This is a genomic window from Arthrobacter sp. D3-18, from assembly GCF_054408525.1.
Genome location: NZ_CP096440.1, coordinates 1,950,922 through 1,973,431, shown reverse-complemented (window position 1 = coordinate 1,973,431; position 22,510 = coordinate 1,950,922). Strand labels below are relative to the sequence as shown.

General features: G+C 62.0%; 21 protein-coding genes and 1 riboswitch. Of the genes, 3 read left to right on the top strand and 18 right to left on the bottom strand.

All coding sequences use genetic code 11. The features are described from left to right. Nucleotides 1-35 precede the first annotated feature (35 nt). The 12 genes from M1D89_RS11290 to M1D89_RS11235 all read right to left on the bottom strand — a co-directional run bounded on the left by M1D89_RS11290 (nt 36) and on the right by M1D89_RS11235 (nt 8,444). Entirely contained in the window at nt 36-380 is a 345-nt protein-coding gene (locus M1D89_RS11290; protein WP_026005632.1) for a DUF2469 domain-containing protein, read from the bottom strand. Between the two features lie 69 nt (nt 381-449). Next, entirely contained in the window at nt 450-1,220 is a 771-nt protein-coding gene (gene rnhB, locus M1D89_RS11285) for a ribonuclease HII (protein WP_498650566.1), read from the bottom strand. Between the two features lie 17 nt (nt 1,221-1,237). After that, nucleotides 1,238-2,110 carry a signal peptidase I gene (gene lepB, locus M1D89_RS11280; RefSeq protein WP_498650564.1) on the bottom strand — a complete coding sequence of 291 codons (873 nt, stop codon included), beginning with the start codon at nt 2,108-2,110 and terminating at the stop codon, nt 1,238-1,240. Further along, the gene (lepB, locus tag M1D89_RS11275) at nt 2,111-2,788 is read right to left on the bottom strand and encodes a signal peptidase I (RefSeq protein ID WP_498650562.1); all 678 of its coding nucleotides are present in this window, start codon (nt 2,786-2,788) and stop codon (nt 2,111-2,113) included. Between the two features lie 80 nt (nt 2,789-2,868). Beyond that, nucleotides 2,869-3,222: a 50S ribosomal protein L19 gene (gene rplS / locus M1D89_RS11270; RefSeq protein WP_014922079.1), complete on the bottom strand. Its 354-nt coding sequence runs from the start codon at nt 3,220-3,222 to the stop codon at nt 2,869-2,871. A 264-nt stretch (nt 3,223-3,486) separates the two neighbouring features. Next, nucleotides 3,487-4,287 carry a tRNA (guanosine(37)-N1)-methyltransferase TrmD gene (gene trmD / locus M1D89_RS11265; RefSeq protein WP_498650560.1) on the bottom strand — a complete coding sequence of 267 codons (801 nt, stop codon included), beginning with the start codon at nt 4,285-4,287 and terminating at the stop codon, nt 3,487-3,489. Continuing rightward, nucleotides 4,284-4,841: a ribosome maturation factor RimM gene (rimM, locus tag M1D89_RS11260; RefSeq protein ID WP_498650558.1), complete on the bottom strand. Its 558-nt coding sequence runs from the start codon at nt 4,839-4,841 to the stop codon at nt 4,284-4,286. The genes trmD and rimM overlap by 4 nt, the downstream gene beginning before the upstream one ends. Nucleotides 4,842-4,971: 130 nt before the next feature. Then, entirely contained in the window at nt 4,972-5,214 is a 243-nt protein-coding gene (locus M1D89_RS11255) for an RNA-binding protein (RefSeq protein WP_011775119.1), read from the bottom strand. A gap of 1 nt (nt 5,215) precedes the next feature. Then, the gene (gene rpsP, locus M1D89_RS11250; protein ID WP_017199647.1) at nt 5,216-5,635 is read right to left on the bottom strand and encodes a 30S ribosomal protein S16; all 420 of its coding nucleotides are present in this window, start codon (nt 5,633-5,635) and stop codon (nt 5,216-5,218) included. A 236-nt stretch (nt 5,636-5,871) separates the two neighbouring features. Then, entirely contained in the window at nt 5,872-6,309 is a 438-nt protein-coding gene (locus M1D89_RS11245) for a hypothetical protein (RefSeq protein ID WP_498650556.1), read from the bottom strand. Between the two features lie 101 nt (nt 6,310-6,410). Then, nucleotides 6,411-7,283 (bottom strand): VOC family protein, encoded by an 873-nt coding sequence (locus M1D89_RS11240; RefSeq protein ID WP_498650554.1) that lies wholly within the window; start codon nt 7,281-7,283, stop codon nt 6,411-6,413. Between the two features lie 78 nt (nt 7,284-7,361). After that, nucleotides 7,362-8,444: an amidohydrolase family protein gene (locus M1D89_RS11235; protein WP_498650552.1), complete on the bottom strand. Its 1,083-nt coding sequence runs from the start codon at nt 8,442-8,444 to the stop codon at nt 7,362-7,364. An 83-nt stretch (nt 8,445-8,527) separates the two neighbouring features. Continuing rightward, a riboswitch (TPP riboswitch) is annotated at nt 8,528-8,635 on the top strand. Between M1D89_RS11235 and thiC the strand changes: the two genes are divergently transcribed. Further along, nucleotides 8,631-10,505 (top strand): phosphomethylpyrimidine synthase ThiC, encoded by a 1,875-nt coding sequence (thiC, locus tag M1D89_RS11230; RefSeq protein WP_498650550.1) that lies wholly within the window; start codon nt 8,631-8,633, stop codon nt 10,503-10,505. It overlaps the preceding riboswitch by 5 nt. Here the strand turns inward: thiC and M1D89_RS11225 are convergent. Together M1D89_RS11225 and ffh are read right to left on the bottom strand one after the other, a co-directional pair. Next, the gene (locus M1D89_RS11225; protein ID WP_498650548.1) at nt 10,488-11,210 is read right to left on the bottom strand and encodes an alpha/beta fold hydrolase; all 723 of its coding nucleotides are present in this window, start codon (nt 11,208-11,210) and stop codon (nt 10,488-10,490) included. The genes thiC and M1D89_RS11225 overlap by 18 nt on opposite strands. A 64-nt stretch (nt 11,211-11,274) precedes the next feature. Further along, on the bottom strand, nt 11,275-12,855 hold the full coding sequence (gene ffh, locus M1D89_RS11220; protein ID WP_011775126.1) for a signal recognition particle protein: 1,581 nt from the start codon (nt 12,853-12,855) through the stop codon (nt 11,275-11,277). Between the two features lie 30 nt (nt 12,856-12,885). Here ffh and M1D89_RS11215 point away from each other — a divergent pair, with 30 nt between their 5' ends. Next, complete coding sequence (locus M1D89_RS11215) at nt 12,886-14,406, top strand: glucose-6-phosphate dehydrogenase (protein WP_498650546.1); 1,521 nt, start codon at nt 12,886-12,888, stop codon at nt 14,404-14,406. An 88-nt stretch (nt 14,407-14,494) separates the two neighbouring features. On the opposite strand, the gene M1D89_RS11210 is transcribed toward M1D89_RS11215, so the two are convergent. Together M1D89_RS11210 and M1D89_RS11205 are read right to left on the bottom strand one after the other, a co-directional pair. Then, nucleotides 14,495-14,833, bottom strand: coding sequence for a P-II family nitrogen regulator (locus M1D89_RS11210; RefSeq protein WP_017199639.1), 339 nt, complete (start codon nt 14,831-14,833; stop codon nt 14,495-14,497). Beyond that, complete coding sequence (locus tag M1D89_RS11205) at nt 14,830-16,155, bottom strand: ammonium transporter (protein ID WP_498650543.1); 1,326 nt, start codon at nt 16,153-16,155, stop codon at nt 14,830-14,832. Before M1D89_RS11205 ends, M1D89_RS11210 begins: the two co-directional genes overlap by 4 nt. A gap of 264 nt (nt 16,156-16,419) precedes the next feature. Between M1D89_RS11205 and M1D89_RS11200 the strand changes: the two genes are divergently transcribed. Then, complete coding sequence (locus M1D89_RS11200) at nt 16,420-17,658, top strand: MFS transporter (protein WP_498650541.1); 1,239 nt, start codon at nt 16,420-16,422, stop codon at nt 17,656-17,658. Here the strand turns inward: M1D89_RS11200 and ftsY are convergent. Both ftsY and smc read right to left on the bottom strand, forming a co-directional pair. Continuing rightward, entirely contained in the window at nt 17,651-18,856 is a 1,206-nt protein-coding gene (gene ftsY, locus M1D89_RS11195) for a signal recognition particle-docking protein FtsY (protein ID WP_498650539.1), read from the bottom strand. The genes M1D89_RS11200 and ftsY overlap by 8 nt on opposite strands. A 20-nt stretch (nt 18,857-18,876) precedes the next feature. Beyond that, nucleotides 18,877-22,455 carry a chromosome segregation protein SMC gene (gene smc / locus M1D89_RS11190; protein ID WP_498650944.1) on the bottom strand — a complete coding sequence of 1,193 codons (3,579 nt, stop codon included), beginning with the start codon at nt 22,453-22,455 and terminating at the stop codon, nt 18,877-18,879. Between the last annotated feature and the right edge of the window lie 55 nt (nt 22,456-22,510).

The following is a 22,510-nucleotide window of genomic DNA, read 5'->3' as shown; positions in this document are numbered from 1 at the left end:
ATGCTGTGGAGGACTACTCCCGGCAGAAGCAGGCGCTAGTTACCGAGATCTCCCAAATCCCCAAGTCCGCCATCCTTCGGCAGGGCCAGCTCCTCATTTCGAGGCAGTTCCTCTACGTTGACGTCCTTGAACGTGATCACCCGGACGTTCTTCACGAAGCGGGCCGAGCGGTAAACGTCCCAAACCCAGGCATCCTGCAGGGTCAGGTCAAAATAGACTTCACCGTCCGCGCTGCGCGCCTGCAGGTCCACGTGGTTAGCCAAGTAAAACCGCCGCTCGGTTTCCACTACATAACTGAACAGACCGACAACATCCCGGTACTCGCGGTAGAGCTGAAGCTCCATGTCGGTTTCATAGTTCTCAAGGTCCTCGGCGCTCATAGTTCCATCTTGCACTATCAGCCGGGCGGCCTGCGCCATGGAAGCCGGCAGCGCCGCCCCCGGGTGACGTCAGAGGGGTTCGGGCCCAGTAAGGTTCCAGCTTGTCCGGTGGTGCGCGCTTGGGCCCTGCAGCCGGATCACGTCCCGGTGGGCAGAGGTGGCGTAGCCCTTGTTCTCGTTCCAACCGTAGGCAGGAATTTCCGAATGCAGATCCACCATGATGCGGTCCCGGGCAACTTTGGCCAGAACACTGGCGGCGGCAACACTGAGGCAACTCATATCGGCCTTGACCTTGGTATGGACAGGCGCTTCGCACCACGGTCCCGAGTCGATTGTGTCGAAAAGAGAGGTCTGAACCTCGGGCGACAACCAGTTGTGGCTGCCATCAAGCAGCACCGCATCAGGCGTAACGCCACCAGCCAGGATCTCGAACCAGGCGCGGGTTCCGGCCAACCGGAGCGCCGCGATGATGCCGATCTGGTCAATCTCCCGGGACGATGCGTGCCCGACGGCGGAGGCCACGGCCCACTCCCGAACCAGTGGTTCCAGCCTGTCGCGATCCTCAGGCTTGAGCAGTTTGCTGTCCCGGACGTCTGCCAACAAGCCGTGGTTCTCGAGGTTGACCACGGCAATTCCCACACTCACGGGACCTGCCAATGCTCCCCGCCCAACCTCATCCACGCCGGCCAACAAGCGCACCCCGGAGGACAAGAAGGATCGTTCCACGTCAAGGGTAGGGAAACCCACCGGGTTCCTGGCTTTGGTGGTTGATTTCGCCTTTGTCTTGGACGCGGTCTTGACCTTCGTCTTGCCCTTGGATCCGGTAGCCGTTGTTGCCATTACTTTACCTGGATGCCTTACTTTGACGAGGTGCCTTCAGGGACGTCACGGAAAACGTCCTGATAGTTATCGAGGATGGTCCAGCGGTTGATCGGCCAGGCGATGACGGTGGCCTTGCCTTCAACATCCTCAATGTTAATGAAACCACCATTGACTTCCTGGTGCGCCCGGGAGTCCTCGGAGTGGTTTCGGTTATCGCCCATCACCCACACCTTTCCTTCCGGAACAATGATGTCGAATGGCGTCGGCGCAGGCACTTCTGCAGGGTTGATGTAGGTCTCGTTGACAGGCACACCGTTGATCGAAAGACGGCCCCCTGCATCGCAGCAGGAAACTCTGTCACCCGGGAGTCCGATGATGCGCTTAACAAGGTGTTGCTCATTGTCATCAGGAGCCAAACCTACGAACTCCAGACCGTCTCCCACCCAGTCCATGGGTCCGGCCGGCTTCTTGGCCACGGGCGGCAACCAAGCCTGTGCATCCTTGAAGACCACAACATCCCCGCGCTCAAGATCGAATGGCCCGGGAACCAAGAGATTGATGAAGATGCGATCGTTGACGTCCAAGGTGCTTTCCATGGACTCGGAAGGAATGTAGAACGCCCTGAACAGGAAAGTTTTGAGAAGGAAGGACAACACCAGCGCAATCGCCACCACTGTGACGATCTCCTTGACCCACACGAGCACCGGATTTTTGCGCGGCTTCTCTGCAGCGTGGGAGCCGCCTTCAGAATCACGGGAACGGGGCTCGTCCGCGGCATGGCGCGAGCCGGATGTGACGCCGTCGACCTGGCGCGGCTCAGCCACACCGGCGGCGGCATTTGCCGTTCCGTCCGAGAGCCGGGCGTCGTCGTCGTACCGCTCGGGATTCTCAGGAGCTTTGTCCGGCATTTACTGTCCGTTCTTCGATGATGTTTCGGCCTGCGCTGAGCGAGGCATCTCTGCAAATCTATCAAGTGGCCAAACAATTCGGACCGGTCGCCCGATAACACGTTCGACCGGGACCATGCCGCCACCCGGCGCTCCCAGTAGTCCACGGGAGTCAGCAGAACGCGAACGGTGGTCACCCATGAGCCATAGTCGGCCATCAGGAACTACGACGTCGAATTTCTGCGTGCTGGGCTCATCCCCCGAGTACAAATATGGTTCCTCAAGAATCTGACCATTGACCGTGAGATGCCCTGCTGCTTCACAGCACTGGACGTGGTCGCCCCCGACCCCAATGACCCGCTTGACGTATGTCGTGTCACTGCCGGTCAGCCCGAACCATTGGCTTGCAGCCGACACCGCGTCAACGAATGGGCTCTGACCGCTGGACAAGGGTGCGAAGGAACCGCGGCCGTCGAAGACCACAACGTCCCCGCGGCGGATCGGCTCGGCGCTGAAGGCCGTCCGCGAAACCAGGATCCTGTCCCCTTCAACGAGGAGGGGCTCCATGGACTCGGACGGAATGTAGTAGACATCCAGCCACAAGGACCGGACCAAGCCGCTGATCGCGACGGCCAGCACCAGTGCGAGCAAAACAAAACGCCAGCCCTGTTTACGGGGCTGGCGTTCTGTTGTGTCCATGACTCGTATCCCTGTTGCGTTGCGGATTGCTCCGGAACTACCGGGCACGAATCCTGGACCCGTTGCGTAAGTCGCAGGACTTACTTGGCGAAGTCGCGCTTTTCCTTGATCTTCGCAGCCTTACCGCGCAGTGCGCGCATGTAGTAAAGCTTCGCGCGGCGGACGTCACCCTTGGTGACGACCTCGATCTTGTCGATGATCGGGGAGTGTACCGGGAAGGTACGCTCTACGCCGACACCGAAGGAAACCTTGCGCACAGTGAAGGTTTCGCGAACGCCGTCACCCTGGCGACCCAGGACGAAGCCCTGGAATACCTGGACACGGGAGTTCTTGCCTTCGATGATGTTGACGTGAACCTTGAGGGTGTCGCCCGCGCGGAACTCCGGAACATCGTTACGCAGCGAGGCTGCATCTACGCTATCGAGGATATGCATTAATCCACTCCTGGTGAACGCCACAGGTCATTCACTTTGGGTTACGGCAGACAAGCCCGGGCATGAAAGCAACCGGAAATCTCCGCCGAAGTTTCTTAGTGTCCAGCTCCGCCACTGATTGGCGTCGCCGGGTTGTCCGACTGTTGGCTGAACTCCCCCTGTGGCAGGTGTCAGCCCAGCAGACACAAGGGTTAATTCTGCCATAGTCGCCATCATCCGGCCAACTGCCATGACTCGCGCAACGATCGACGGCGAAAAGTGGACTTAGTTTTCGGCGTCGCCGACCGGCCTGGCACGGAGGCGGCCATCAACGACGTCGTACCCAAGGTCCGCGAGGGCCATACGGTCCGCGCGACTCAACACACCTGCGTCGAACCCCTCCATAAGATCAGGCCTGCGCTCAGCCGTCCGGCGGAACTGCTGGTGACGCCGCCACTGTGCAATCTTGCCGTGGTTACCGCTGAGGAGGATCGGAGGGACGTCGTGTTCCCGCCACGCCGACGGCTTGGTGTACACGGGATACTCCAGAAGGCCATCGGAGTGGGACTCCTCAACCAAGGACTCCGGGTTGCCAACTACGCCGGGAAGGAGGCGGCCAATGGCCTCGACCATGGCCAACACGGCCACTTCTCCGCCATTGAGGACGTAATCACCGAGACTTACGGGCCGGACTGTGAAGTGTTCCTGCGCCCAATCGATGACGCGCTCGTCGATGCCTTCGTAGCGCCCGCAGGCGAAGACCAACTGTTCTTCTTCAGCCAGCTCATAGGCCAAGGATTGATTGAACTTCTCCCCTGCCGGCGAAGGAACAATCAGCACCGGCTTGGAGCCTTCGCGGGCGGTGGCAACCGATTCGAGGGCCTGCGCCCATGGCTCCGGCTTCATGACCATTCCAGCGCCGCCACCATACGGCGTGTCATCTACAGTCCGATGCTTGTCCGTGGTGAACGTGCGTAGATCGAGGACGTTGAGCTCCAACAAGCCGTCCTGGCGGGCCTTGCCTATGAGTGAGAGCTCCAGCGGTGCGAGGTACTCAGGAAAAATGCTGACGACGTCGATCCTCATTCAGCATCATCCCCGGCGTCGTCCTTGGGCTCCTTGGGGTTCTCGTCGTTGATCTCAAAGAGCCCCGTGGGCGGGGTGATAAGGATGTACCCACCCTCGACGTTGACCTCCGGCACAATTTCCTCGACGAAGGGAACCAGGATTTCCTTGCCGTTGTCGGCCTTGACCGTCAACAGATCCTGAACGGGCAGCGTGGTGAGGGCGGCAACCTTGCCCACCACTTGCGAACCTACCCGGGCCTCCAGGCCAACGAGCTCGTGCTCGTACCAGCCCTCATCATCATCTTCGTCGTCGAGTTCCTCGGTTTCGATGAAGAGCTTCGCTCCGCGGATGACCTCGGCGGCATTGCGGTCGGCGATTTCTTCGAAGCCAAGCAGGAGGATGTCCTTGTTCCACCTGGCACTGCGGATGGTTAAAGGACCTGCGGAGGCGGGCTCCACCACGAACTCGGTTCCGGCGACGAAACGCTCGGAGGGGGCATCGGTGAGTACCTGCACCGTAACCTCGCCGCGGATGCCATGGGGTTTGCCGATCCGGGCCACCTGGAGCTGCATGGGTTCCTCTGAATTCTTGTAGTGCCCGTGCCACCGGGCGGCAACGGACAGGAAATGTGGATAAAGCAATCCGGCCCCTCCACCATATTCGGTGAAGGGGCCGGATCTAAGACAAGTAGTGCTGAGCGCGTTACCGGCGACGGTCGGTGTCGACGACGTCGACCCTGACCTGCTCGCCACCAGCCAAAGCTGCAACCACAGTGCGCAATGCGCGTGCGGTGCGTCCCTGACGGCCGATCACCCGTCCGAGGTCCTCCTGGTGAACGCGCACCTCGAGGGATTCCCCGCGGCGGTTGTTCTTGGCACTGACCTTGACATCCTCAGGGCTGTCAACGATCCCACGGACCAAGTGCTCGAGCGCTTCTGCCAGCAACTTACTCAGCCTCGGTGGTCTCTGCTTCAGCCTCGGCCGGAGCTTCGGCTTCGTCCTTCTTGGCCTTCTTGGTGATGGCTTCCGGAATGATGACGGAACCCTTCTCCGGGGCTACGAAGGCTTCCTTCGGAGCTTTGGTCTTCAGGGTGCCTTCCTGGCCCGGCAGGCCCTTGAACTTCTGCCAGTCACCGGTGATCTTGAGGATCGCGGCAACCTGCTCGGTGGGCTGGGCGCCAACGGAAAGCCAGTACTGGGCGCGCTCGGAAGCGACCTCGATGTACGACGGCTCTTCGGTGGGGTGGTACTTGCCGATTTCTTCAATGGCACGGCCATCGCGCTTGGCGCGGGCATCCATGACGACGATGCGGTAGTACGGTGCGCGCATCTTACCGAAGCGCTTAAGGCGAATCTTTACGGCCACTTTTGTGGTCACTCCTGTTTCTGAAACGAGGTGAACCCGACGTTTTGCACCCGTGGGGCGGGCCATACTTGACGGTTCGAAGGACAAGATACGAGCACGGAGAGAGGGGCCGCACCGATCGAGTACCTGTCTATTGTGCCAGATGCCCGGAGCAAATACGACTTTGCCCACGTCGAGCGGTGTGTTCTTGCCCACTCCCCCGGTTAAAACGTGCAGCGATTCTCTGGGTCAATGCCTCATTCAGACCAGACGAAGAGTCCGGAACGTTCCGCCTTCTCAACGTCCGTGGCGAGGGCGGCCAACTGCTGGACATACTGCCGCGACTGGGCTGCATCGAACGGCATATCGTCCTGCGCGGCCCAGGCGGCAGCAACGTCATCGAGGACGTTCGCGTCACCTTCGCTTTCATAGGTGAGCAGTTCGGCCAGTGCCCGCACCATGGCTTCAGGGACGCCCAGGAGGGCATCGCTGGTGACATCAACCAAAGCAAGCTCGTAGTCAGCTCCGGCGGCGTGGACAGCTTGTCCCGCGAGGTCGCCCAACTGTTCCACCTCGAAGTCGGTAATGCCGTCAATCCTCACGGCGGGGCCGGTTACCTCCGCCCCCTTTTCAAGGGCAGCTGCCCGCTTGAGTGCTTCATCGTGGGTGGCTACAAAAATTTCGGCAAAGCCCATGGAAAGTACTCTCATTCCTTCGTGCTGACGGGGCGGCGGCACGAATCCGAATGGCTCCGTGCCGTCAACGCCCAGCCTAGTGCAGGAGAAGCGGCAACCTGCTAGCGGACGGCAACCCGCAGCTTGTTCCGCCACGGGTCTTCAAACTGAAGCTCAGCTCCGGTGTGATGATTCTGCACTCCTGCAACCTTCAGGCGATCGGCCAGCGCTGCGACGTCGTCACTGCCGGGGACTTCGATCAGAACCTCTCCTAGGCCGAGCGTGTCCTTTCGGGGGCCGGCCCCACGGCTGTTCCAGACGTTCATGGCCATGTGATGGTGGTAGCCGCCAGCGGATACGAACAGTGCCTGGCCATGCCAGCCTGCGGTGCGCTCGAAGCCGAGGGTCTCCACGTAAAACTTTTGCGCAGTATCAACGTCGCCCACTTGCAGGTGCACGTGTCCGATCCCGGCAGCAGCCTCGCGTTGCCCCGTCACGGCAGCCTCACTCAGGTGCTGCTGGAGGAATCGCTGCGGAGGCAAAGCCACATTGTCCATCACAACGTTCTTGCCGTCCCACTGCCAGAGCTCACGCGGCTTGTCGTAGTACAGCTCAATTCCGTTGCCTTCGGGATCAGTGAAGTAGAACGCTTCACTCACGAGGTGGTCGGCGCTGCCTGCGAAAGCACGAGGCTCGTACTCCGCGGCCGTAGCTATAGTCGCGGCCAGCGACGGTTGATCCTGGAACAGGATTGCCGTGTGGAACAGACCAGCCTCTCCCCGCCCGGGAATCTGCAGCCCGGAAGCGCGGGCAAGGTGAACCACGGGCTTTCCCACGCGCCCCAGGTAGAGCCCGCCATCCTGCTCCGCCACGACTTCCAAGCCAAGTGCTCGCTGATAGTAGTCGCTCATGACCTTCATGTCGCCCACCTTGAGCATGACAGTGCCCATGGTGAGTTTGGCAGGCAGAAGATCCTGGCTGAATGATGAGGTCATGTGAAGCTCCCGGTTCTGAGGTGGCCGCGCATCGGCACCTTCTTACCTATCTAAATTACTTGAAGCTTCAATTTATTCCTAACGAACGACATTACCCCTGAGCACGACGTGCTTGAGGGCCGCGATGGTACCCAAATGACGACGCGGATCGTCACTGCACAGCACGACGTCGGTGCTTGCGCCTTCGCTGATGCCCTCGACTCCCAGCCACTCACGGGCGCCCCAGGCGGCGGCCTGCAGGACCGCCACCGGCGGAAGGCCGGCGTCGTGCAGTTCCATCATTTCGTCCGCAATCCTGCCGTGTTTGATCACGCTGCCGGCGTCAGTACCAGCATGGACGGAAACCCCCGCTTCGAAGGCCTCCAGCACCCGCTCCCGACGACGCTCCCAGAGACGGATCATGTGGGCCGCGTACTCCGGAAACTTCGGCCCTGCCTGCGCTGCGATGTCCGGGAAGGTAGCGATGTTGACCAAGGTGGGGACGATAGGAACTGACTGTTCCACCAAACGCGGCAGGTGGCGCGGAAGGAGTCCGGTGGCGTGCTCTATGCAGTCGATATTGGCGTCGAGCAGGTCATCGATGGTGTCCTCGCCGAAACAGTGCGCGGTCACCCGGGCACCTTCATCGTGGGCCGCGGAAATGGCTTCCTTGACGGTCTTTGCGGGGAACGAGGCAGCGAGGTCTCCAACGCCGCGATCGATCCAGTCGCCCACAAGTTTTACCCAGCCGTCGCCGTCCCGGGCTTCCTTTCGGACCGTTTCCACGAGTTCCGCGGGCTCGATTTCATGACCCAAACCGCGGAGATATCGCCTGCTCCGGGCGATATGCCGACCCGACCTGATCAGTCGGGGCAGGTCGGTTCGCTGCTGCACCCAGCGGGTGTCGGCGGGCGAACCGCAATCGCGGATCAGCAGCGACCCGGCGTCAAGGTCTGCTTGGGCCTGGGCACGCGTGGCCTGCTCGTCTACCGCTCCTCCAACGCCGAGTCCGATGTGGCAATGAGCGTCAACGAAACCCGGCAAGACCCAGCCAGCCAACACCCTGTCCGGCGCCGCGACAGGACGCTCAAACGTCAGTTTGCCGTCCACGGACCAAAGCCCGTGGCGCTCTTCGTCTGCCGACAAGAGCACAGGTCCGCTGAATTCGATGATGTTGGCCATGGCAAAAGCGTAGCCGGGGCTATGCATTGGAGCTTGCTGCCTGCATGTGACTGGGAGCCCGTGGGGAGCTGTGGTAGCTTCGTCTACGACCACACGGGGGCCCCTGCAGGGGCTGAGATCGGACTGACGCAGTCTGCGACCGTTGAACCTGTCCGGGTAATGCCGGCGAAGGAAGTGAGTATTCCCTTGAGCACCACCGAAACACAGCACAGCCCTGCCCAAAACCAGGCCGTCACGGGCAAAAACCAGATCAACGCGGGCCAAAATGCGGCGGAAACCGTAACGCAATCGCTGAAGTCCCATTCGTTGGCTTGGTTGGAGGATCCAAAGAACGGCATAAGGGTCCCCGTGACGGAGATCGCCTTGGAGCCCTCCCCCAATGGGCAGGCCAACCAACCTCTGCAGGTTTACCGAACAGCGGGCCCCGGAAGCGATCCCGTGATGGGGCTGGAGCCTTTCCGTGCACCATGGATCGAAGCACGCGGAGACACAGAGGCGTATTCCGGGCGGGAACGGAACCTGCTCGACGACGGCAAGTCCGCCGTTCGGCGTGGAGCAGCGTCAGCGGAGTGGAAGGGCGCGCAACCGGTGCCGCGCCGCGCCGTCGCGGGTAGGACCGTCACGCAGATGCACTACGCAAAACACGGCGTCGTGACTCCGGAAATGCAGTTCGTCGCTTTGCGGGAGAACTGTGACGTTGAGCTGGTCCGCAGCGAGGTCGCCGCGGGGAGGGCAATTATTCCGAACAACATCAACCATCCCGAATCCGAGCCAATGATCATTGGCAAGGCATTCTTGGTCAAGATCAACGCCAACATTGGCAACTCGGCAGTCACAAGCTCCATTGCAGAGGAAGTGGACAAACTGCAGTGGGCAGCTCAGTGGGGCGCTGACACGGTAATGGACCTCTCTACGGGCGATGACATCCACACCACGCGCGAGTGGATCATCCGCAACTCGCCCGTTCCGATCGGAACAGTGCCCATTTACCAGGCACTGGAAAAGGTGAATGGGGAGGCCAACCAGCTGACGTGGGAGATCTTCCGCGATACCGTGATGGAGCAATGCGAGCAGGGTGTGGACTATATGACCATCCACGCTGGCGTTCTGCTGAGGTACGTGCCCTTGACTGCCAACCGCGTCACGGGCATCGTTTCCCGGGGCGGTTCGATTATGGCCGGATGGTGCCTGGCACACCACCAGGAGAACTTCCTCTACACGCACTTTGACGAGTTGTGCGAAATCTTCGCCAAATACGATGTCGCGTTCTCCCTGGGTGACGGGCTTCGCCCCGGTTCCATCGCCGACGCGAACGACGCCGCGCAGTTCGCGGAGCTGGATACACTCGCGGAGCTGACGCAGCGGGCGTGGAAGTTCGATGTCCAGGTCATGGTGGAGGGCCCAGGCCACATTCCCTTCCACCTGGTGCGCGAAAATGTCGAGCGCCAGCAGGAACTGTGCAAGGGCGCGCCGTTCTACACGCTGGGTCCGCTGGTTACCGATATCGCCCCCGGCTATGACCACATCACTTCAGCAATCGGCGCCACGGAAATTGCCCGTTACGGCACCGCGATGCTCTGCTACGTGACCCCCAAGGAGCATCTGGGGCTTCCCAACAAGGACGACGTCAAGACTGGTGTCATCACCTATAAGATCGCAGCTCACGCAGCTGACCTCGCCAAAGGACATCCGGGGGCTCATGAGCGTGATGATGCGCTTTCCAAGGCACGGTTCGAGTTCCGCTGGAGGGATCAATTCGCTTTGTCCCTTGACCCGGTCACCGCAGAAGCCTTCCACGACGAGACCCTGCCCGCCGAACCCGCGAAGACCGCCCATTTCTGCTCCATGTGCGGCCCTAAGTTCTGTTCGATGCGCATCAGCCAGGACATCCGTGACGAGTACGGTTCGGCAGAATCGCAGGCCGCAATCGCCGGGATGTACAGCGGGATGCGGGAAAAGAGCGAGGAGTTCCTTGCCTCAGGTGGAAAGGTCTACCTGCCCGAACTTCAGGTCCCGGCGAATCAGGGTGGAAGTGGAAGCAGTTCAGGAAGCCTGAGCTGACATGGCTCGTCCGACGTCCGCGATGAACGAGCGGATTGCCTGATCACCATCAACAGAATCCTGGGGCCGGTGTCCCCCCGCTGCCACGCGGCGGAGGGCGCCGGTCTCCTGGAGATAGCCAGCGATTTCCTCATACAAGGGCTCCCAACCGCCGGTGAGAACCAGTGTGGGAACGCCCGGCACAATGTGAAGCGGGGCCTCCCATGGAGGTGCTTGAAGCCGGAGCCTGCGGGCTGACCGCCGCGCCTCCAGGGTGTCCAGTCCGCCGGTCTCGGCAGAGAAAGCACGCCGGTAAAACTCACGCTGGTAGTCGGCGTCGTTTAGCTGGTTTCGCACATCGAACAGCGGTTCCATCAGGGCCCGGTAGGAGGCAGTCGCCGGAAGCTCAGCAGTCAGGGACAAGCAAGAAGGCTCTACCAAACAAAGCGAGTGCACCAGATCAGGGCGCTCGACGGCTGCCAGCATGGCGGAAATTGCACCTTGTTCATGGGCAACGATGTGACCGCCGCGGGAATCGACCAGCGCATTGATCAATATTGCGACGTCTGCCGCCACGTTGGATTCCATCGGTTCGGCCATAGCGTCAAAGCCGTGCCGCCGAAGGAAGAGTGCATCATAAGCAAGGGCCATGCCATGCTGCTTCGGCCATGCCGCAGCACCGAAACTTCCCAGGCCGTGGACGAAGACTACGCGCTGCTTATGCATTGGTTCAGCCTATTCCACGGCTCTGACATCCCAACTGCGACGCGGTCGGGATGTCAGCCACGGACTATTTGCCCAGGAACTTGTCGAAGCCCTTGGGGAGGTTGAGCGATGACGGGTCAAAGTCTGCTGCGCCCTGGCCGAAAGCTGCGCCCGTGGGGGCTGCCGAGGCTGCGTTTGCCCGCTTGGCTTCGGCATCCCGCAGCTCCTGGGCTGCCTTGGCAGGGTTTCCCGAGCGAGCCTTCTTCTTCGGGGCGTTCTTGCCTCCCTTGCGTCCGCCGCCGGGGCCTCCAAGGCCAGGCATCCCGGGCATACCCGGCATGCCACCACCTTGAGCGAGCTTCTTCATCATCTTTTGGGCCTGGGCGAACCGCTCCAACAGGCCATTGACCTCGGACACGTGCACACCGGAACCCCTGGCGATACGGGCGCGGCGTGAACCGTTGATGATCTTCGGAGCCACACGCTCGTGCGGAGTCATGGAGCGGACAATCGCCTCGACGCGGTCGATCTCTTTTTCGTCGAAGTTCTCCAGTTGCTGCCGGATGTTTTGCGCACCGGGCATCATCATGAGCATCTTCTTCATGGAGCCCATGTTGCGGATTTGCTGCATCTGGGCGAGGAAGTCGTCCAGGGTGAAGTCTTCCTGGTCAGCGAACTTCTTCGCCATCCGGGCAGCTTCGTCCTTGTCCCACGCCTTCTCAGCCTGTTCGATCAGGGTGAGGACGTCACCCATATCCAGGATGCGGGAGGCCATACGGTCAGGGTGGAACAGTTCGAAGTCGTCCAGGCCTTCACCGGTGGACGCGAACATGACCGGCTTACCGGTCACGGACGCCACCGAAAGCGCGGCACCACCGCGGGCGTCGCCGTCGAGCTTGGAGAGCACGATACCCGTGAAGTTGACGCCCTCATCGAAGGCCATCGCAGTGTTGACGGCATCCTGGCCGATCATTGAGTCGATGACGAAAAGGACTTCATTGGGGATGATCGCCTGACGGATGCGTCGGGCCTGATCCATCATCTCGGCGTCGACGCCGAGGCGGCCGGCGGTGTCAACGATCACAACGTCATGGAGCTTTTGGCGCGCTTCCTCGACGCCGGCCTTGGCTACGGCTACCGGGTCACCGGCAGGGTGCTCGAGCTCGGACGTAGCACCAGGGTGCGGAGCGAACACGGGGACACCCGCGCGCTGACCAACAACCTGAAGCTGGGTGACTGCATTGGGACGCTGAAGGTCACAGGCCACCAGCATGGGGCTGTGACCCTGGGCCTTGAGCCACTTGGACAGTTTGCCGGCGAGGGTGGTCTTACCGGCACCTTGGAGGCCGGCAAGCATGATGATGGTGGGGCCGGTCTTGGCCAGGCGGATGCGGCGGGTTTCGCCACCAAGGATCTCCTTGAGTTCCTCGTTGACGATCTTCACGATCTGTTGGCTCGGGTTCAGTGCTCCCGAGACTTCGGCGCCCAAGGCACGTTCGCGGATACGGCCAGTGAACTCGCGGACCACGGATACGGCAACGTCCGCATCCAACAAGGCACGGCGAATCTCGCGAACGGTGGCGTCGACATCAGCCTCGGTGAGGCGGCCCTTGCCACGAAGGTTCTTGAAGGTTGCTGTCAACCGGTCAGAGAGTGAATTGAACACGCGCCGTGCACTTCTTTCGATGGTCTACGAATGGCGGCCAATGCGGCACGCCATAGTCTTGACGATTCTTGCCCCGGCAAATATGTCTCAAGTACGGGACTCGACTATCTAGGGTACCAAGTCGCACCTGCAAGATGGCATGCTGGCACAGTGACCAGCAAAACAACTGTAAAAACGTTGCTCATCCTCGGCGCGTCCGGGGACCTGACAGGCAGGCTGCTGCTGCCCGGACTTGCCGGACTCCTGGCTTCCGGTCGGGCACCCGGGCTTCGACTGGTGGGGGCGGGTTCTGACCCTTGGTCCCCTGAACAGTGGCAGGAACGGGTCCATGGCGCCTTTGCTGCGGCGTTGGATGCAGCCGACGCAGAAGGCCGCGCTGCTCTCGCCGCTGTAGCCGCAGGAACCGAATACCATCAGCTCGATGTCACGGCAGACGGGCCTTTGGCGGAGCTGCTGGCCAGGTTGGAAGGCCCGGTTGCCATCTACTTCGCCCTTCCGCCGCACATCAGCCAGAAGGCCTGCGAGGTTCTCCACAAGGATCAGCTGCCCGCGGGAACACGCTTGGTGATGGAGAAGCCATTCGGTTCGGGAACAGAATCTGCCCATGAGCTGAACAAGACGCTCGCCGCACTGGTGCCCGAGGACCACATCCATCGCGTGGACCATTTCCTGGGCAAAGCCACGGTGTTGAATATCCTGGGTCTTCGTTTTGCCAACAGGTTCCTGGAACCGGTGTGGAACCGCGATCACATTGAAAAAGTAGAGGTCATCTTTGACGAGGACCTGGCACTCGAGGGCCGTGCCCGGTACTACGACACCGCCGGGGCGCTCCGCGACATGATCCAGAGCCACCTCCTTCACATCATGGCTTTCCTGGCCATCGACGCACCGGCCACCATCGAGGAAAGGGACCTGCGGGACGCCGTGGCGACGGTCCTGCGGGCCAGCAGCATCAAAGCCCCGTACACCGATTCCACACGCCGGGCCCGCTACACCGCAGGAACCCTCGGAGAACGAGCGGTGCCGGATTACGCGGCGGAGGAAGGTGTGGACCCGGCCCGCAATACTGAAACCCTTGCAGAAGTCCGGGTGGACATCGATAACTGGCGTTGGAAGGGCGTGCCGTTCATCCTCCGCTCAGGAAAGGCCATGGGACGCCGGCGCAAGGAAGCCGTGATCACTTTCCGCCCTGTCCCCCACCTGCCCAAGGGATTTTCGGGCGTAGATTCCCCCAACCAGCTGCGGATCGGCTTCGGTCCGGACGTGCTCCAACTCGACGTAGACGTGAACGGCCCAGGCGACATCTTCACACTGGACCGCGCTAGCTTGGTGGCCCAGCTCAATGCAGCCGGAATGCTGCCTTACGGAGAAGTGCTGGAAGGCATCCTCAATGGCGACCCTTTGTTGTCCGTCAGGGGCGATACAGCCGAAGACTGCTGGCGGATCATCGAGCCGGTTCTTCGCACCTGGGAGGGCGGCGGCGTCCCGCTTCAGGAGTACGACGCCGGCAGCGAAGGGCCGGCGGACTGGCCCACCGTCGTCGAGGACTAGAGAAGGTGTGAACTAAAGACACCGCCACCGCGCAAGCGGGCCGGGTACCTTGACTGGTACCCGGCCCGCTTTATGTTGAGTGAAGGATCTAGATTGCGGCTGCGCCGCGCTCCCCGGTCCTGACCCGTACTGCTTCGTAGACGTCCACGGTCCACACCTTGCCGTCACCGGCGCGGCCTGTGTTGGAGCTGGCGATGAGGACATCCAGGATGTCGTCTGCCTGCTCGTCCGTGGCGAGGACCTCAATGCGGATCTTGGGCAGCAAGTCCACGTTGTACTCGGCTCCGCGATACACCTCGGTGTAGCCGCGCTGACGGCCGTAGCCACTGGCCGCGCTGACCGTCAGGCCCTGGACCCCGTATGCTTCGAGGCCTTCCCGGACTGCTTCAAGCTTTTCGGGACGGACGATCGCTGTGATGAGCTTCATGCCTGGACACTCTCCTTGCCTTCTGCGGGGGTCTTGGCTGCGGAATCTGACTTTCCTGTCATGGCCTCGTGCAGCGGCTGGAAGCTGCCACCGTGGCCGTTGACGCCGAACTCGTAGGCAGTCTCAGCGTGGAGGCTGAGGTCGACGCCAACGTTCTCCTGCTCAGTGGAGACGCGGAAGCCCATGGTCTTGTGGATGGCGAAGGCGATGATGGCCGTCATGATGGCCGAGAAAGCGATGGCGATACCGGCTGCCGCGAGCTGTGCCCACATCTGGGCCATGCCGCCACCGTAGAAGAGGCCACCACCGACGCCATCGGTGGGGAGGGCGATGAAGCCCAGTGCCACGGTACCGATGATGCCGGAGACCAGGTGGACACCTACAACGTCCAGCGAGTCATCGAATCCCCAGCGGAACTTGAGTCCTACTGCCAAAGCGGAAGCTACACCAGCAACTACGCCAAGGCCGAGGGCGCCAACGGGGCTGACGTTTGCACAAGCCGGGGTGATGGCTACCAAACCGGCAACCACGCCGGAGGCTGCACCAAGTGAGGTCGGGTGACCGTCACGAATGCGCTCGGTAATGAGCCAGCCGATCATGGCGGCTGCGGGGGCTGCGAGGGTGTTGATCCAGATCAGGCCACCCTGTTCCGCGGTAGTTGCTGCACCGCCATTGAAGCCGAACCAGCCGAACCAAAGGATTGCAGCACCGAGCATCACGAACGGGATGTTGTGGGGGCGGTGATTCGGGTCCTTGCCGAAACCGCGGCGGTTACCAATGATGAGGACCAGAACCAGGGCTGCAACGCCTGCGTTGATGTGTACTACGGTGCCCCCTGCGAAGTCGATGGCTGGGCCGAGGGCCTTGCCGATCGCGCCTTCCGGACCAAAAAGTCCGCCGCCCCAGACCATGTAGGCGAGCGGGCAGTAAACCAGGGTGACCCAGACGGGGACGAAGATGCTCCAGGCACCGAACTTGGCGCGGTCAGCGATCGCACCACTGATGAGGGCGACGGTGATGATGGCGAAGGTGGAGGCGTAACCTACCTTGATCAAGCCATCCGGGGTGTCAATGCCTTCGAGGCCGAAGGTAGCAAACGGGTTACCCACAATCTGCATGAAACCTTCGCCGGAGCTCATCGAAGCGCCCCACAGCACCCAGACGACGCCCACGATGCCGATGGAGATGAAGCTCATCATCATCATATTCAGGGCTGCCTTGGCGCGTGTCATGCCGCCGTAGAAAAATGCCAGACCAGGTGTCATGAACAGCACAAGCGCCGCCGCCACCATGACCCATACGTGACCTGCGGTAAGTTCCATGGTGCACGTTCCTCTCTTGCTAGATCTGCGGTTCAACCGCTGTCCTGACGCCGTTTGCGTCCTGCTTAAGAGTTTTGTGCCGCCGTGTTTCACCTGCGCAGGTTTTACATTGCGGGCTCGTTACAACAACCTCCCCAACGTAAATGGTGCATATCCCTGATGTTACGGATATGTTTCAGGCGTCGGACTTCACAGGAAATACCCGGTTTTCGACCACATACACCTCAGCAGCCCCACAGACCCCACCAGAAGGACCAGCACCGTATGACCGAGTCGCCCAGATCCGTCAAAGCCCCAAGGATCAGGCCGGAGAAAGCTCCCCTTCCGCGCGATATCAAGGTGATGTTGGTCGCGGCATTCCTGATCGCGCTGGGCTTTGGCTTAGTGGCGCCGGTTCTGCCGCAGTTCGCTACGACGTTCGATGTTGGCGCCACGGCCGCCGCGGTGATTGTCAGCATCTTCGCGTTCATGCGGTTGGTCTTCGCCCCTGCTGGCGGCGCCTTGATCGGACGGTTCGGTGAGCGGAACGTCTATGTCACGGGGTTGCTGATCGTGGCCGTCTCCACCGCGGCATGCGCCTTCGCACACGACTATTGGCAACTACTGATCTTCCGGGGCCTCGGCGGGGCCGGCTCGGTGATGTTTACCGTTGCCGCCATGGGACTGCTCATCCGCCTCGCACCGCCCGAGCGGCGGGGCCGCGTGTCCGGGGCCTACGCCTCCGCATTCCTGATCGGAAGCGTGTTGGGTCCAGTCGTGGGAGGTTTGCTGGCAGGCTTCGGTCTCCGGGTACCGTTCCTTGCCTACGCAGGAGCATTGTTGGTGGCCGCCCTGGTGGTGCGCACCATGCTGACCGGGGAAGGCAACGCGGCCGAGGACGCTACGCCTGCGCCGGCCATGACGCTCAAGGAAGCATTGGCGGACTCCGCTTACCGGGCCGCGATATTTTCGAGCTTTGGCAACGGCTGGGTGACCTTCGGCGTCCGAATGGCCACCATCCCGCTGTTCGCCGTTGCCGTCCTCCAGTCAGCGCCCGAGACCGCCGCTTGGGCGCTGGCTATCTTTGCCGTGGGCAACGCTTTGGCGCTGACCTTCAGCGGGCGGCTCGCCGACGCTTGGGGACGTAAGCCCCTGCTCATCCCCGGCTTGCTCATCACGGGCGCGGCCACCGGCGTCATCGGACTCACCACCGACCTGACGGCATTCCTCATCGCGTCGGCGGTGGCGGGTTTCGGCTCAGGGTTGCTGGGCCCGGCGCAACAAGCCGCCGTCGCTGATGTCATCGGCCGCGGACGCTCGGGAGGGAAAGTACTAGCCATCTTCCAAATGGCGGCAGACACCGGGGCGATTATCGGTCCGATTGTTGCCGGCTTGCTCGCTGACCGCCTCGGCTACGGGTGGGCGTTCGGCATCACCGGAGGGGTGCTCCTCCTCACCGCAGTGGCATGGCTGCCGGCACGCGAACCATCGAAGCACTCCCCCTCCGGCGACGACGCTAGTTGAGCAGTGCGTCCACGAAGCTTTCGGCGTCAAATGGTGCGAGGTCGTCCGGGCCTTCACCCAAGCCAATGAGCTTCACCGGGACGCCCAGTGACTTTTGGATGGCCACGACGATGCCACCCTTGGCGGTTCCATCCAGCTTGGTCAGAACGATGCCCGTGATGTTCACCACCTCCGCGAAGACGCGTGCCTGGTTGAGGCCGTTCTGTCCGGTGGTGGCGTCCAGGACCAGCAGGACTTCATCAACTTCGGCCAGCTTCTCAATAACGCGCTTGACCTTGCCAAGCTCATCCATCAGGCCGGTCTTGTTCTGCAAGCGTCCTGCGGTGTCGACCATGACCACATCGACTTCCTGATCGATGCCGGCCTTCACGGCTTCGTAGGCCACGGACGCGGGATCGGCGCCGTCGATGTCGGACTTGACGGTGGGCACGCCCACGCGCTGTCCCCACGTGGCCAATTGCTCCGCAGCAGCTGCGCGGAATGTATCAGCGGCACCCAACAGGACGTCCTTGTCTTCGGCCACCAGAACACGTGCGAGCTTGCCCACCGTGGTGGTCTTGCCAACGCCGTTCACACCGACAACAAGCACGACGGCGGGACGGTCAGCTTTGCGCTCGACGTTCAAGGAGCGGTCCATGGAGGGATCGACCAGCTTGATGAGCTCCTCACGGAGCATCGCCTTGACGTCCTCGGGGCTACGCGTGCCCAGCACCTTGACGCGCTCACGCAGGGCATCGACCAGCTGCATAGTGGGTTCGGTGCCCAGATCGGCAAGGAGGAGGGTCTCCTCCACCTCATCCCAGACGTTTTCATCGATCTTGTCGCCCGACAGCAGAGCCAGGAGGCCCTTGCCCAGGATGTTGTTGGACTTGATCAAGCGGGCGCGGAGGCGGGTGAGCCTGCCTTCCACCGGTGCCGGAGTATCAATGGCGATGGTTTCGAGCCCGGCCGCATCATCAGGGACATCTGTATCCTCCACTGACCCGTCGAAGGTCGGAGCCGGGGCCTGCACCGAATCCGGGCGGTCCTCCACAAGGGTTCCGCCGCCTGCTGCCGATGACTGAAGGGGGTCGTTCGCGTCGCGTGTTCCGGGGTACTTGGCGCCGGTCTTCCGGGCTTTCATCAGTACCGGCACGAGTCCGCCGACCACTACGAGCGCAGCGAGAATGGACAGAATTATGGGTAGGAAATCGTTCACTCCCCTACCTTCTCATAAAGCTATGCCCCGGCACCGAGCCTCTGGCTGATGACCGTAGAGACACCGTCGCCCCTCATAGTGACTCCGTAAAGCGCGTCCGCCACTTCCATGGTGCGCTTCTGGTGGGTGATCACAATCAACTGGCTGGACTCGCGCAGTTCCTCGAAGATGGTGATGAGCCTGCCCAGGTTCGTATCGTCCAGCGCGGCCTCCACTTCGTCCATGACATAGAACGGTGAGGGCCGTGCTTTAAAGATGGCCACCAGCAGCGCCACTGCCGTGAGTGAACGCTCTCCGCCGGAAAGCAGGGAGAGCCTCTTGATTTTCTTGCCCGCAGGCCGGGCCTCGACTTCAATCCCGGTGGTGAGCATGTCGTCAGGATCCGTAAGTACCAGCCTGCCCTCACCACCGGGAAAGAGCCGGGCAAAGACGTGGTCGAACTGCGCTGACGTATCGGCAAAAGCCTCAGTGAATACCTGCTGCACACGGTTGTCCACCTCTTTGATGATGTCCAGCAGGTCTTTGCGGCTGGACTTGAGGTCCTCGAGTTGCGAGCTAAGGAACTGATGCCGTTCTTCCAAGGCGGCGAACTCTTCCAACGCGAGTGGGTTCACTTTGCCCAGCGCCGCGAGTTCCCGCTCAGCCTTCTTGAGCCTCTTCTCCTGTTCCGCCCGGACGAACGGAACTCCCTCAACGATGGCCTCGCCATTCTCATCAACGGGTGCCCGCAGTTCAGCCCACTTATCGGTGATGGTTCCAGGAGGCAAGGGAACCGGTTGATCTGGACCATAATCTGCGATGAGCTGCTCAGCCGAGAGGCCCAGTTCTTCGATGGACCGCGTCTCCAGGGCCTCGATGCGGAGTCGCTGCTGTGTCCGGGCCATCTCGTCCCGGTGAACTGAGTCGGTAAGTTGGGCAAGTTCCCGGGCCAGGGCATCGTTACCCGTGCGGACCTCGCTGAGTTCCTTCTCCAGTTGCTCCCGCTTTTGCTCGGCAAGGTCACGATCATAACCGGCCAAATCCACCGAAATATCGATGAACCGGAGGGTCTGCTCCACTGCTGACGCGACTGCCGCGGCACGCTGAGCCTGGGCGCGTCGGCGTTGAGCCCGCCGCGCGGCTTCTTCACGGGCACGGCGTTCGGTCGCTGCTGCCCGCTCAAGCGATGCGGCCCTGTTGCTGATGGCCCCCAGCTGCTCCTCGGACGTGCGGAGGGCGAGGCGGGCCTCCGTTTCTTGTGCCCGGGCAGTTCTGGCGTTGGCAGAGAGTTCATCCCGTTGGTCCGTGGACGGTTCCTCGTCCGGAGCTTCCTGGGCCGCGGCGAGGCGCTCTGCCGCAACTTCAAGGTCCAGTTGAGATTCAGCGATGTTGGCTTCAGCCTTGGCCATGGAAGCAGCGAGACGTTCGCTTTCGCCAACAGCACTGCGAAGAACCGAATTAAGGTGACCCAAGCGCTCGGCTACCGCTGCAAGCCGGGCGTCCGATTCGTGGAGCCTGTCCAATGCGGCGTCGGCGCGGTCCTGCGCTTCAGCGCGGCGCGATTGAGCCCCGGCCAGGGCGAAGCGTCCACGTTCCAGACGGGCCGTGACCTCCTGAAGCCGGGCAACGGCGTCGTCAACTGCTGCCTGGACCTCAAGCAACGACGGTGCGTTGGCCGATCCTCCTGTAATGGTCAGGGAGGTCAGGACGTCACCTTCACGGGTGACAGCCCTGAGGTCAGGATGTTCCGCGACGAAGGCTGCGGCCGCCTCCAGATCATCGACGACGGCGGTCCCGGCAAGGAGCCCGAGCGCGCCTTGGGCAGCGGGATCAGCAATCTTGACAACAGCCGCTGCCCAGCGGCTACCTCGGGGAAGCGGGGGGTTGGCGCGGGCATCTTCAACGGCGGCGTCACCAGCGTCGAGAAGCAGTGCTGCCCGCCCGCCGTCGTCATCCTTCAACAATCGAATGGCTGCTACGGCACTATCCGTATCGGCAACCACCAAGGCATCGGAGGCACTCCCCAAGGCGGCAGCTATAGCGGCCTCATACCCCGGCTCGATGGAGACCAGCGTGGCCAAAGGTCCAAGTACGCCGTCGGCCGTGAGCAGACTTCCGGACCCGTCCTTGCGGTTCAGCCCAAGCTGAAGGGCATCGCGCCGTGCCGTCAAGGCGTCCCGCTCACGGACAGCTTCCCGCTCAGAAGCTTTTAGTTCTTCAATCTCCTCGAGGACTGCATCCAGGACGTCGTTGGCGTCCTCGTATTCAGCGTCGAGGCTCTCTTCGCCGTCTTCAACGCCCGCCACTTGCGACTCGAGGGCCGTGAACTCGCTTTGGGCTTTGCGGCGCCGTTCGTCACCGGCAGCGAGGGATTCCCTGAGGCGACCTCGTTCGGCCTCGGCAGCCTCAGCCCTGGACCTGGCCGCGGCCACCTGCCCTGCCAGTCTGGCCAGCCCCTCCCGACGATCGGCTGCTGCCCTCAGCATGGCCGTCAAGCGCTTGTCCTCCGCAGCTGCGAGCGCTTCGGCCGAGTCCTTGGCAACTGTGGCTTCCAGGAGCGCCGCTTGCTTTGCAAGGATGTCGTGCTCGAGCGCAGCTTGTTCCTCCCGGACCCGGGCGGCCTGGCGTTCGAGTTGCTCGGGGTCGCGTCCGGTGTCCGGGGAGGTCTCTGAGGAACCCAGGAGCCTCCTGCGCTCGGCGGCCAGAGACCCCAGTGAACGAAGTCGTTCCCTGTTTGCTGAAAGCTGGTACCAATGATCGCGTGCGGCGTTAAGCCGCGGTGTGGCTTCAGCGGCCTGCTGCTCCAAGGCAGCTTGGCGTCGCCTCCCCGCACCCAGCTCCGCCTCAACCACCTGACGGCGCTCCTTGAGCGCTGCTTCGTCGGCGACGTCCTTTTCAAGGGTTGTGCTCAGTTGCACGAGGTCGTCCGCCAGGAGTCGGGCGCGGGCATCACGGACATCGAACTGGACTGTTTGGGCACGGCGGGCAATTTCCGCCTGCTTGCCCAAGGGGGTTAATTGCCGCCGTATCTCTGCAGTGAGGTCACCGAGCCGTGCGAGGTTGGCCTGCATGGCTTCGAGCTTGCGGACGGTCTTCTCCTTGCGGCGGCGGTGCTTAAGGATTCCTGCGGCTTCTTCGATGAAGCCTCGGCGGTCCTCCGGGGTGGCGTGGAGTACGCGGTCCAGCTGGCCTTGTCCCACGATGACGTGCATTTCACGGCCGAGGCCGGAATCGGAGAGGAGTTCCTGGATGTCCAGGAGCCTGCAGGGTGCGCCGTTGATGGCGTACTCGGACCCACCCGTACGGAAGAGGGTCCGGGAGATGGTGACTTCGCTGTACTCGATGGGGAGCGCGTTGTCTGCATTGTCGATTGTCAGGGCTACATGGGCTCGGCCGAGTGGTGGCCGGCCTGAGGTACCTGCGAAGATGACGTCTTCCATCTTGCCGCCGCGGAGGGTTTTGGCGCCCTGCTCTCCCATGACCCAGGCCAGGGCGTCCACCACATTGGATTTGCCTGATCCGTTGGGACCGACGACGGCAGTGACGCCCGGCTCAAAGTCGAAGGTCGTGGCCGACGCAAACGACTTGAATCCTCGGACAGTCAAACTTTTCAGGTGCAAGGCGCTTCGGTTCTCCTGGGTGGCCCGGGTGTCTGTATCCACTAAATCTACTGTG